This window comes from Cobetia sp. PS-4MA (genome assembly GCF_057670765.1).
Genome location: NZ_CM173107.1, coordinates 3260058 through 3272392 on the forward strand (window position 1 = coordinate 3260058; position 12335 = coordinate 3272392).

Annotated in this window: 9 protein-coding genes; 1 reads left to right on the forward strand and 8 read right to left on the reverse strand. The window is 61.8% G+C overall.

What is annotated here, in order from left to right; all coding sequences use genetic code 11:
- Nucleotides 1-18 precede the first annotated feature (18 nt).
- The 3 genes from AC26AR_RS13810 to fabV all read right to left on the reverse strand — a co-directional run bounded on the left by AC26AR_RS13810 (nucleotide 19) and on the right by fabV (nucleotide 3819).
- Nucleotides 19-1239, reverse strand: coding sequence for an aspartate aminotransferase family protein (locus AC26AR_RS13810; protein ID WP_176493570.1), 1221 nt, complete (start codon nucleotides 1237-1239; stop codon nucleotides 19-21).
- Between the two features lie 156 nt (nucleotides 1240-1395).
- Nucleotides 1396-2397 carry a GlxA family transcriptional regulator gene (locus AC26AR_RS13815; protein WP_169477227.1) on the reverse strand — a complete coding sequence of 334 codons (1002 nt, stop codon included), beginning with the start codon at nucleotides 2395-2397 and terminating at the stop codon, nucleotides 1396-1398.
- A 219-nt stretch (nucleotides 2398-2616) separates the two neighbouring features.
- Complete coding sequence (gene fabV / locus AC26AR_RS13820) at nucleotides 2617-3819, reverse strand: enoyl-ACP reductase FabV (protein WP_279874326.1); 1203 nt, start codon at nucleotides 3817-3819, stop codon at nucleotides 2617-2619.
- A 363-nt stretch (nucleotides 3820-4182) separates the two neighbouring features.
- On the opposite strand from fabV, the gene AC26AR_RS13825 reads away from it, so the two are divergent.
- Nucleotides 4183-4596 carry a DUF7079 family protein gene (locus tag AC26AR_RS13825; protein WP_077378265.1) on the forward strand — a complete coding sequence of 138 codons (414 nt, stop codon included), beginning with the start codon at nucleotides 4183-4185 and terminating at the stop codon, nucleotides 4594-4596.
- 101 nt (nucleotides 4597-4697) lie between these two features.
- On the opposite strand, the gene AC26AR_RS13830 is transcribed toward AC26AR_RS13825, so the two are convergent.
- From AC26AR_RS13830 to AC26AR_RS13850, 5 genes are all read right to left on the reverse strand, one after another.
- Nucleotides 4698-5366, reverse strand: a complete 669-nt coding sequence (locus AC26AR_RS13830; RefSeq protein ID WP_077378262.1) for a transglutaminase-like cysteine peptidase — start codon at nucleotides 5364-5366, stop codon at nucleotides 4698-4700.
- Between the two features lie 23 nt (nucleotides 5367-5389).
- A complete protein-coding gene (locus AC26AR_RS13835) occupies nucleotides 5390-7315 on the reverse strand; it encodes a bifunctional diguanylate cyclase/phosphodiesterase (protein ID WP_488107221.1) in 1926 nt (641 codons plus the stop codon).
- A gap of 63 nt (nucleotides 7316-7378) precedes the next feature.
- A complete protein-coding gene (locus AC26AR_RS13840; protein ID WP_176493571.1) occupies nucleotides 7379-8683 on the reverse strand; it encodes a TolC family outer membrane protein in 1305 nt (434 codons plus the stop codon).
- Between the two features lie 33 nt (nucleotides 8684-8716).
- Nucleotides 8717-10099, reverse strand: coding sequence for an HlyD family type I secretion periplasmic adaptor subunit (locus tag AC26AR_RS13845; RefSeq protein WP_084207911.1), 1383 nt, complete (start codon nucleotides 10097-10099; stop codon nucleotides 8717-8719).
- Nucleotides 10092-12266 (reverse strand): type I secretion system permease/ATPase, encoded by a 2175-nt coding sequence (locus AC26AR_RS13850; protein WP_240704257.1) that lies wholly within the window; start codon nucleotides 12264-12266, stop codon nucleotides 10092-10094. Before AC26AR_RS13850 ends, AC26AR_RS13845 begins: the two co-directional genes overlap by 8 nt.
- Nucleotides 12267-12335 lie beyond the last annotated feature (69 nt).

Consider the following 12335-nt stretch of genomic DNA (forward strand, 5'->3'; position numbering starts at 1 on the left):
CACTGCTCATGGCGCTGCTCATGCAGATGCAGAGGCGGCGACGAAGCTCGCCACGGCACGGTCGAGCTTGTCGAGACCGCTCTGGAGCTCGGTTTCACTGATCACCAGCGACGGCGCCAGACGCAGCACGTCAGGCCCGGCGACCAGCACCATCAGACCTTCTTCCATCGCCAGATTGAGAATGTCCTTGGCACGCCCCGCATAGTCCGGCGCCATCTGGGCACCGATCAACAGGCCCATGCCACGCACTTCCTTGAAGACACCGTGACGCTTGGCGATGCCTTCCAGGCCATTGCGCAGCAGTTGGTGGCGATGCGCGACGCCCTCGAGCACTTCCGGCGTGTCGATGGTCTCGAGCGCCGCCAGCCCCACCGCACAAGCCAGCGGGTTGCCGCCGTAGGTGGAACCGTGAGTGCCGATGGCCATGGCCGGCGCGATGCGGTCCGTGGTCAGCATGGCGCCCAGCGGGAAGCCGCCACCGATGCCCTTGGCGGTGGTCAGGATGTCGGGCACCACACCGAAGTGCTGGTAGGCGTAGAGGTGGCCGGTCCGCCCGGCACCGCTCTGGACTTCATCGAAGATCAAGAGCGCATCGTGCTGGTCGCACAGCTCACGCAGCCCCTCGAGGAAGGCCTGCTCCCCCGGAATGATGCCGCCCTCGCCCTGCAGCGGCTCGACGATGATCGCGCAGGTGTCATCGCCCATCAGCTCGCGCACGGAGTCGAGGTTGTTGAATTCGGCGTGCTGGATCCCGCCCGGAATCGGTCCGAAACCCTGGGAATACTTGGGCTGACCACCGACGCTGACGGTGAAGAAGGTGCGGCCATGGAAGGACTGACGGAAGGAGATGATCTTGTCCTTCTTCTCGCCATGGGTGTCGTGGGCGAAACGACGTGCCAGCTTGAGCGCGGCTTCGTTGGCCTCACCACCGGAGGAGCAGAAGTAGACCTTGTCGGCGAAGGTGCGCTCGGTCAGCGCCTTGGCCAGCGCCAGGGCCGGCTCGTTGGTGTAGACGTTGGACAGGTGCCAGACCTTGTCGGCCTGATCCTTGAGCGCCTTGACCAGTGCCGGGTGGCAGTGACCCAGCGAGGTGACGGCGATGCCGCCGGCGAAGTCGATGTACTCACGACCTTCCTGATCCCACAGACGGCTGCCCTCGCCGCGTACCGGAATGGCAGCCTGGGGTGCGTAGTTGGGCACCATGGCATGGTCGAAATCGGCACGGGTCAGCTGGGTCATCGTCTCTTCCTCATCGCGGGGGCGTTGCGTGGCAGGCCGATGATCGGCGAGCCACGGGTCATGACTCCCGAGTATAGGGAGGCGAGATGACAAAGACTTTCAGCGAAAGGACGACGACTTATGTCAGGAGGCGACTTTTGTCACCGATGCGACATTTCAGGCCTGCAGCATGAGACGTTCGTCGCGGGGGCTGCGCCCGAAATGGTTGCGGAACGCCGTGGAGAAGTGAGCGGCGCTGGAAAAGCCGGTGGCCAGCGCGATCTCGCCGATGGGCTGATCACTCTCGCGCAAGAGCTGACGTGAGCGTGCCAGACGCAGATCCAGATAGTAGCGGCTGGGCACCGCCTGCAGATGCTTCTTGAACAGCCGCTCCAGCTGACGCCGCGAGATGCCGAGGTGCTCGCCGATCTCGTGGGTGGACAGCGGCTCCTCGATATTGGCTTCCATCAGGGTCACGGCCTCCACCAGCGGCTGGGGCGCATGGGCGAAACGGTTCTTGAGCGGCACGTGCTGTGGCTCGTCCGCCAGCCGGATACGCTCGCAGACGAAATGCTCGGAGACCTTCTCGGCCAGCGCACGGCCATGCTGTTGGGCGATCAACGTCATCATCATGTCCATCGCCGCGGTACCCCCGCCGCAGGTGACACGATCACGGTCCAGCTCATACAGCTGATGGGAGACGTTGACCTGCGGGAAGTCGCGACGGAACGACTCGGCACGCTGCCAGTGGATCGTCGCACGATAGCCATCAAGCAGCCCGGCGCGAGCCAGCTCACGGGTGCCGGTGGAGATACCGCCCAGCATCACGCCACGCTCGGCCAGACGCTTGAGCCAGGCCAGCAGCGCGGGATTCGAGGCCACCTCCTGCAGGCCCGCCTCGCCCGCCGGCTGAGCACCGCACACGAACAGGGCATCCAGATGGCGCGAATCACTGGCGACCAGGCTGTCCGGCGACAGGTTCAAGCCCGCTGCGGACGCCACACCGCGCCCGTCCAGCGCAAAGGTGACGGCCCGATAGAGTGTCTGCCCCGCGAGCTGATTGGCCACCTGCAGGGGCTCCAGCGCACAGGCCTGGGACAATAACGAGAAGCCGGGCAACAGCACGAAGCCGATCTGGCGTTGCTGGGCCTGGGGGGAAACCAGTGAATCCACGGGCATGGGTGTGAGTCGAGGTCCATCGCGTGAGGGTGGGGAAAACCTGCCGCCATATTGTGCCATGCCTCTGGCACTTGTGCCTGGCCCGGACTGGCATGACGCTCAAGATGAGGCCGCCACATACGACGACGCCACCCCGAAGGGTGGCGTCGTCATCGCTCAGCGGGCAGCGGTCAGCTGGCAGCGCTCGCTACCCTGACCTCTGCGCTTGCTGAAGCGCTCTTACATCTGCACGACATCGAATTCGACGTCGGTGGCGACGTCGGCATCGTAATCGACATCATCACGCGTGAAGCCGAACAGCTTGAGGAATTCCTGCTTGTAGCTGGCGTAGTCGGTGATATCGAACAGATTGTCGCTGGTGACCTGCGGCCACAGTTCCTGACAGGCCTGCTGGACGTCGTCCTTGAGCTCCCAATCGTCGAGACGCAGACGGCCGGACTCGTCGGTGATGATCTCGCCTTCACCATAGAAGCGCTCGGCGTAGAAGCGGTTGAGCTGCTCGATGGTGCCTTCGTGCAGGCCCTTCTCCTTCATGATCTTGTAGACCATGGAGATGTAGAGCGGCATGACCGGAATCGCGGCGCTGGCCTGGGTGACCACGGACTTGAGCACGGCCACGTGGGCACGACCACCCTTGGCGGACAGCTTCTCGTGGATGCTGCCGGCGGCGCGGTCCAGATCTTCCTTGGCGCGACCCAGCGCACCGTGCCAGTAGATCGGCCAGGTGATCTCGGTACCGATGTAGCTGAAGGCCACGGAGCGGGCGCCATCCGCCAGCACGCCGGCGTCGTCCAGCGCCTGCATCCACAGCTCCCAATCCTGACCACCCATCACGGTGACGGTATCTTCGATTTCCTGCTCGGTGGCCGGCTCGACCTCCGCTTCGATGATGGTGTCCTTGTTGGTGTCGATGGCGGTCGCCCGGTAGGTCTCGCCGATCGGCTTGAGCACGGAGCGCTTCACTTCACCGCTGTCCGGCAGCTTGCGCACCGGAGAGGCCAGCGAGTAGACCACGAGATCGACTTCGCCCATGTTGGCCTTGATCAGCTCGATGGCCTTGGCGCGCGTCTCGTGCGAGAAGGCGTCGCCATTGATGGCCTGGCTGTAGAGCCCTTCCTGCTTGGCGAACTTGTCGAAAGCGGCAGAGTTGTACCAGCCTGCGGTACCGGCCTTCTTCTCGGTGCCCGGCTTCTCGAAGAAGACACCCAGGGTGTCCGCGCCGTAACCGAAGGCTGCCGTGATACGCGCCGCGAGGCCATAGCCGCTGGAAGCACCGATCACCAGCACCTTCTTCGGGCCACCGTCGCGCTTGTCACCGACCGTCTTGCGGGTGATGGCGATCTGCTCGGCAACATTCTGCTCGCAGCCCTTGGGGTGAGTCGTGGTGCAGATGAAGCCGCGAACCTTGGGTTTGATGATCACGTAAGAACCTCGTTTGCTGTTGGCCCGGCGTGTACCCGCCGATGCTGATGCCCGATTCCAGTATGCAACGACCACGGCGCACGCTGCGCGACCGGTGCCTTGCTCTGAAAACGTCTGGTGAGTCTGGCTGTCGAATCAGGACATGCAGGCGTGTGTGCCTGCTGCTGGCCGCTATTCTAGCGGCTGTCGGCGACGCTGTCCGCCCCGGCGGGCCAACCCGCGCTGATGTCACGTCACTGGAGCCCTCCATGGCGACTGCCGTATCATGTGACGCATTCAGCGCACCGCCATCACACCGCTGTCCTGCTTCGCGCCATCCGTTGATGGTGTGTCTGTCTGACAGCCTTCGCTCGGGATCTCTCCATGAACGACCAGAACGCTCACCTCGCCCCCGATGTGGCCGCCCTGCTCGAACGCCGCCAGGAGGTCTGGCTGGCGCTGGCGCCTCTCTGGGAGGAGCGTGACCCCCGCGAGGCGGAGTATCAGCACATGGCCGAAGTAGTCGAGGCACACGGCCTGAGCTTCCGGGAACTCGAAACGCTGTATCGACTCGAAATGGCCCCGGTGCTGGTGCGTGAGCAGGTCAGCATGGCCCCGAGCTACAAGGAGCGCGACGAGAACCGTCTGCTGTCGCGCCTGCTGCAGCATACGCATCAGCTCACTCGCGGGAAGCGCCTCTTCTGGCTGCTGTTCTCCGGCCTGGCGACCATGCCCAGCCGTCACCGTTACGGCAACCTGCTCGAAGTGCTCCATCTGCGCGGCAACACGCCGGAATGAAGCGATCCGACACCGCATGAAGCAGAACGCCCCGTGGCGGTCTGGCCACGGGGCGTTCTGCTCGATACCTGTCGCGATTCGACGCTGAACTGCCCCTCACCTCAGGGGCGCTTGCGCAAGGGAGCTTTCAGGACGCCGTCCTTGTAGCGTCGTTGCCAGTCCGTGAGACTCGACAGCCCTCGGCTGTCGCTGATGCGCTCCCCCCCCTCCAGCCGCTTGCTCATCCACAACGCGTTGCCATTGAAGCTGTAGATCGGCAGGAGATCGGTGCGCTCACTGGCCGGCAGGATGGAGCTGTTGAGGTTGTCCAGCACATCAGGCATCGACATGCCCGCGCCCTGATAGGTGACGACCATGTGGAACTGATTGAGCCTCAATGCCTTGACGTAGTGCAGGCGCAAGGAACTCTCCGGCACGCCCAGCTGACGCAATGTCAGATACTTGGCCATGGCGAAATCATCGCAGTCCCCTGCGCCGGCCCCCAGGAACTCAAGCGGGGTCGCCCAGTAATCCTCCTTCCCCCAGACGCGCATGTCATCGGTGAAATGCATCCGGTTGAAGAAATCATTGACCTCACTGAGCTGACGCCTGGCCGGCTGCCCGTCGAGATCCACGAGCAGCTGCTCCCATTGCTGGACTCTCGCCCACCCCGGTTGACCATAGACCTCGATGAAACGTTGTGCCTGCGTATCGCGGGCCAATACGGAACCGACCGTGAACAGCATCAATACCCAGGCGATCAGCCAGCTGAAGCAGCGTCTCTGCCACATGGCGACCAGCCCCTGGCTGTCTATCAGGGCTTCCTCGCCATGACATCGACGGCCGGTGCCACATAGCCCTGATAGCCGTCGGCGCCAAGGGACATCACGCGCGCCTGGTCCTGTTCGGATTCGACCCGTGTCACGATCACCAGAGACTCGACCTGATGCGCCGTCATGCACAGGCTTTGCAACAGCTCGGTGTCCACATCGTCACGCTTGAAGAACGCCTGATCGATCTTGACGTAGTCCGGACGCAGCGCCTCCAGATAACTGAGCTCCTTCAGCTCACGTGCAAAGCGGTCAATGCCTCCACGCGCGCCCAGCCGGCGTGCACGCCGGAACAGCAGCTTGACGCGCTCCAGGTGGCGAAGCGCGATGCTTTCCGACACTTCTATATCCAGACGCTTGCAGAGACGCGGATGGACTCCCAACCAGCTGATGAGTCCCGAGAAGCTCGCCTCATCATCCAGCGTCTCCTCGGTGAGGTTGAGCGCCAGACGTGGGGCCTCGATGCCATCGACATGGGCAGCCAGCCACTCCAGGGCATGCAGGTCGAAGCGTGCTCCCAGACGGAAATGGCGCACGACCGGCAGGAAATCGCCGGCTCGGTGCAGCTGGTCCCCTTCACGCAGACGCGCGAACAGCTCCCGGTGCAGCTCACTGCCATCATTGAACAGCACGGGCTGCGCCACGAAATCGAGCCCATCAGGGCGCTCCAGCGACTGCTCGATGACGTCTCGCCATTCGCCGCGTGGACGCGCCTGATCCCCTTCCTCGGCAAGCGCGACGCTGCTGCCATGCTCGATGGCCTGCAGCAAGGTCGTGTCCGCCACCGTGAACAACTGGGTGCGGGTCATGCCCGGCTCTCGCCTTGCCGCCCCGATGACACAACCGATCGGGCGGCTGTTCGCCATGGGATTGGCATCCAGCAGTCGATCGATATCTTCGGTGATGCCCTTCAAGAAGGCCAGCAGCGCGGACTCATCGGCTTCTGGCAACAGCAAGCCGAAGTCATGATTGGCCAATCGCCCTGCCACGATGGGCTCCCCGGCCAGCTCACGCTGCTCAAGCCGCTGGGCGATGGCGCGCAGCAGTGCATCGCGTCCCTTGTAGCCCTGCTCCTGATAGACGACTTCAAGCTGCGCGACCCGCAACAGTGCGAAGCTGCCTCCCAGAGGCTCACTCAGCCATTCATCCACTGCACGATTGAGGTAACCACGGTTGCCAAGCCCCGAGACAGCGTCCTGTTCTGCCTGGCGCTGCAGGCGCGCCAACTGCGCCGCCTGAGCCTCGAACTGGGTATGCAGACGCTGCCCGAGTCGATTGACCGCCGACGTGATGCCACGCAGCTCCTTGACACTGGTTTCCTCCAGAGGCGCGTCGAAACGCTGTGTCTCCATCTCGTTGAGACGTGCGGAGAGGCGGTCCAGAGGGCGCAGCAGGCGACGCATGACCAGCGAGGCCACCAGCAGGGTCAACAAGCCCCCCAACAGCAACCAGAGTCCGAGCCGTTTGGCGAGCTTCCAGAGGTCATCGTGACCCTGGGCCGGCTCTCCCGTCAGCGAGATCGTCCCCAGAGAGGCCCACCCACCCGGCAATTCACGGCTGACCGTTTCTACCGGCATGGGAATCATCTGCTGAAACCACTCGGGTGCCTGGCTTTCTCGTGTGATGTCAAACGCGATGGGGGCCGGGAGCGCGACGCTTTCCAGCTGGATATCCCGGACATATCCACCATCCAGGGTGGCGCGAATCAGGGTTTCCGCGCTGGCAGCATCACCAAGCTCGACATGCGGCACCAGTGCAAGACTCAGGCTCTGGGCGAGATTCGAGAGCTCGACACGCTGTCGTTCGGCCAGTGAATCACGGGTATTGTTGACCTGAATGAAGAAGATACCGAAGGAAAACACCAACAGCACCAACAACATCAAGGTAAACAGGCGGCGCGAAAGACTCATCTGATTTCCTCATCAGCCGTCAGTATGACCACGGCACCACTTCCTGGTGGTGCCGTGAGCGACTCAACCCTGTCGGGTCGGTACGGCAACGTTCATTGAATCCAGCAATGCACCTGTCGCGGACAACAAGCGATAGTTGGCCGTTTCCAGGTCAAAACGTGCACGAATCAGATTCTGCTGCGAAGTGAACAGCTCACTTTCGCTGTCCAGCAGATCCAGCAGCGTCCTGCGGCCGATATCGAACTGCTTGCGATAACTTTCGCGCGTATCCGTCGCGGCACGCACATAGCTTTCCAGATAATCGATCTGACGCTTGAGATTCTCGCGTGCATTCCAGGCCAGTCGGATCTCGTCACGCACATCGCGCATCACGCGATCATTGTCATGCTCGACGGTTTCCAGCGCCGCCTGGCGTCCGCGAATCTCGGCCTGATCCCGCCCACCGCGATACAGGTTGTAGCGCATGACCAGTTCGACGCTCCAGTCATCGGAACTGCTCTCGTCCTGATCATAATCGTCCGTCAGCGTGCGATTGCCTTCGATGCTGAATTCCGGGTAGTTGTCACCCTTCTCAGCGTTCACCTCATGACGAGCCGCATCAATGGACACCCGTGCCGCTGCCAGCAGGGGGTTGCGCTGATTGGCCTGGACATAGGCACTCTCCACATCGGCACTGATCAGATCGGTATCGAGGCTGGGGAGGTTCAGATCCGTGGGCAGCTCACCGACCAGACGCAGATACGCCGAGCGGGAATCCTCGAGGTTGTTCCGGGCGGACAGCACGCTGGCCTCGGCATTGGCCAGGCGGCCATCCACCTGACGCACGTCACTGCGTGCGCCGAGACCGGACTCGGCACGACGCCCGATATCACTGGAAATACGACGGTGCGCATCGAGATTGGCCTGCGCATATTTGAGAATCAGCTCATCACGCATGACATCCAGATAGGCCCCGGCCGTATCCAACGCGACATCATTGGCTTCGGCGGCCGTCTGCAGGCGCTGATAGTCAGCTTCGGTCTCTGCCTGACGGATGCGCTCGATCGTGGTGTCACCGTCCCAGAGCAGCTGGCGAATGGTGAGATCCAACCGACGATAATCGTGCCAGTCATCCTCGTCATTGACCCCATCATCCTCGGAGTCGAACTTGCCATAGCCCAGTCGTCCGGTCAGATCGACCGTCGGGCGATAGGCCCCACGCTGGACTTCCGCTTCTTCCAGACGCTGGATATGACGGGTCACCTGCAAGCGGGTACGCGGATTTTCCATCACTGCCTTGGAAACGGCTTCTTCCAATGACTGCGCAGAGGCGGAGAGACTGGAACTCATCCCCGCCATCACGCTCAATGCCAAGAGTGTCTTTTTCATTATGGGTTGCCCTTGAATACTTCATGTCCATGATCAACGTTCACGCAAGGCACCTTGCCTGGCGCGCAGAATCGGCTTCATCAGGTACTGCAGGATGGTCTGCTCACCGGTGATGACATCCACGCTGGCCTGCATGCCCGGGATGATCGTGAGCGGGTCTGAGTCACTTCCAAGGTGGTTCTGCTCCGTGAGCACCTTGATTTCATAAAAGCTGTTGCCTTCTTCATCCTGAACGGTGTCGGCACTGATCTGCTCCACCTCGCCTTCGAGCCCTCCATAGATGGTGAAGTCGTAGGCGGACAGCTTGACCACGGCAGGCTGGCCAATACGCAGGAAGCCGATGTCCTTGGGTGCCACCCGGGCCTGGACCAGCAGCTGATCTTCGATGGGAACGATTTCCATCAGATCTTCGCCAGGCTCGATGACCCCGCCTATGGTATTGATATTCAAGGTCTTGATGGCCCCCTGAACGGGAGACGTCACCAAAGTACGGTCAAGACGGTCCTGAAGACTGGTACGCCCCTCACGCAATCGCCCGAGATCCGCCTGAGTCTTGGCCAGCTCATCTGCTGCACGCGAGCGAAATTCCTGGGCAACACCGACACGATTCGAGATGGCCTCATCCAGCTCCGATTGCTTGCCAGGCACTGCCAGTCGCGCCGACTCCAGATCCCCCCGCAGATCATTCACCTCACGCTGGATCTTGAGCAGATCGACTTGCGATACCACGCCTTCACGTACCAGCGGTGCTGTCATGTTGAGCTCACGACGTGACAGCTGGTAGCTGCGCTCCAGGCTATTGATGCGTGACTTCAGCTCTCTCAGCTCCTGCTCCTTCTGCAGAATCTGCTCACGAGAGCCATTCAAGCCACTGTTCAACTGGTTGAGGTGGGTGCGATAGGCGGTCATCGCACGCGCGACAAGTGCAGGACTGCGAGTCTTGAACTCCTCATCGAATGGCAGGGGGACGCGGGTCATGACGACCTGGTCCTTCCAGTCATCGGCAGAGGCGTCCACCGCGATGGAATCCAGCTCGGTGTCGTACAGGATGATGGTGGCCTGCAGGCCATCCAGGGTCGAGACACGCTCGCGCAGGTCGGAACCGGCGCTGGTGTCATCAATGCGCAGCAAGGGCTCTCCGGGCGACACGATCTGCCCTTCCTTGATGTAGATCTCGCGCACGATTCCCCCTTCCAGATTCTGCACGACCTGGAGGTGGGTGGAGGGCACCACCTTGCCGGAACCTCGCGTCACGACCTCCAGGCTTGCCTGGCTGGCCCAGATGACGAACACCACGATGAAGGCCAGCACCATCCAGATCAGGATGCGTGACTTCCAGGGGGTCGCCAGCAGAACGGCTGAGCTGACGTCATCCAGGTGGTGAAGATCGCGCTGTTCAATCGGTGCCTTAGCCACGTTGAGCCTCCTGCTTGCGCCCGGACACACGCCCTTCATTCAAGGCATTCAATACCTTGTCCTTGGGACCGTCAGCGACGATACGCCCACCTTCCATCACGATGACGCGGTCTACCACTTCCAGCATGCTGCTCTTGTGCGTCACCAGCACCATGGTCTGGGTACGCGGCAATGACTTGAGCATACGCCTCAGGCGCAGCTCGGCACGATTGTCCATGTGCGAACCGGGCTCATCGAGCAACAGCAGCGGCGGTCGCATCAGAAGCGCCCGAGCCATCAGGACCGTCTGACGTTGGCCACTGGACAGCATCCGTCCCCCTTCCCCGACCTGGCGATCAAGTCCCTCCGGGTGATGGCGAGTGAACTCGGTCACGCCGGCAGCATCGGCCGCAAGCTCAATCTGGGTATCACTGGCATGCGGCTGCCCCAGGGTGATGTTGTCGCGGATAGAGCCGAAGAACAGCGCACTGTCCTGACCGGCATGCCCGATATGACGCCGGACATCGGCGGGATGGATCTGGTTGAGGTCAAGACCATCGACTCGCACGCTGCCGGCGGTAGCGCGATAGAGTCCACATATCAGGCGCTGCAGGGTGCTCTTGCCGGCACCGATACGGCCGATGATGGCCACTCGCTCGCCTGGCTCGATGGTCAACGAGATATCGGTCACCGCCGGCGGCGTGTTGGGCGCATAGGCGAAGCCGACACGATCGAACTCGATCCGCATCTGCAGTGTCTCGCGATGCACGTACCGACGATCTTCTGCCTCTTCAGGCAACGCCATGATCTGCTCAAGCGCACTCATGGCACTGCGCGTCTGCCCGATACGGGTAATCAGCAGCGCCAGTTGCCCTAGGGGCTGAAGCGCGCGCCCGGAAAGCATGACCGCGGCAATCAACCCACCCACCGAGAGTCGTGCATCCGCGATCAGATAGACCCCGAACACGACCAGTGCCACCGTGGTGGCCTGCGTCAATGACATGCTCAGCGAGCTGACGGATGTCGTCAGATTGCGGCTCTTCACTCCCCAATGAGCGATCTGACCCACCGCACGCTCATAGCGGCGCTGGGTCTCTCCCTGAGCATTGGCCAGCTTGAGGCTCTCGAGCCCCGAGACCGCTTCCACGAGACGTGCATTGCGCTCGGTCGCCAGCCGCGAGCCCTTCTCGATGCTGTTGCGCAGCGGTCTTTGTATCGCCAGGCTGTAGATCAGCAGGATGACAAGAGCTATCAGGGGCACAAGTACCAGGGGCCCGGCGACGATCCAGATGATGGCGAGAAACAGCAGCGCAAACGGCAGGTCGACGAGCGTGGTCAACGTCGCTGACGTGAAGAACTCGCGAATGGAATCGAATTCCTGGAGATGCTTCACATAGCCGCCCACGGAGCCGGGGCGCGACTCCATGCGCAGATTCATGGTCTTGGCAAACAGCTTGGAAGTCAGCAGCACCTCGGACTTCTTGCCGGCGGTATCCATGAAATAGGCACGCGTCTGCCGCATCACGAAATCGAATACCATGATGATCGCCATGCCCGTCGCCATGACCCACAAGGTGTTGAACGCCAGATTGGGCACCACCTTGTCATAGGCATTCATCACGAACAGTGGCGATGCCACGGCAAACAGATTGATCAGGACAGAGGCCAGAATCACGTCACGATAGATAGGCGTCGAGAGCTTCAGCGTCGACCAGAACCAGTGGCCATCGCTCTGTTCCAGCGTTTCCGGGGCGCGCTCATCGAAACGGTGCTCCTGCTTCAGGTAGACCACTCGTCCATCATGGCGTGCCGTCAGCGTTTCCAGTTCGATCCATGCATCGCCTTCCGCTTCCGGTTGATGGATTCGCGCCTTTTCTGTCTTGGCATCCACTTCCAGCAGCACGACAGCGCGCCCTTCATTCAACATCAGAATGCAGGGCATCAACAGATCGCTGATCGCGGTGATCTGTTGATTGACCAGTTTGGCGCTCAGATTGGCACGCGCGGCTGCACGGCTGACAAGCGCCAGAGGCAAACGCCCGTCCTCCATCGGCAGCCCGTCCGTCAGCACGGCGGCTGACCGGGGATTGCCGTGGTAACGCGCCATGAACACCAGCGCATTCAGCAGAGGGTCGCCCTCTCTTTCGCCGACCGGCTCTGGTCTCAATGGCGTGGGTTGATCGCTCAACCTGTCCTCCTTAGTGGGGCACTTCGCAGACATTCATTCGGTGAAGTCTAATGCAATAAAAGGGAGATG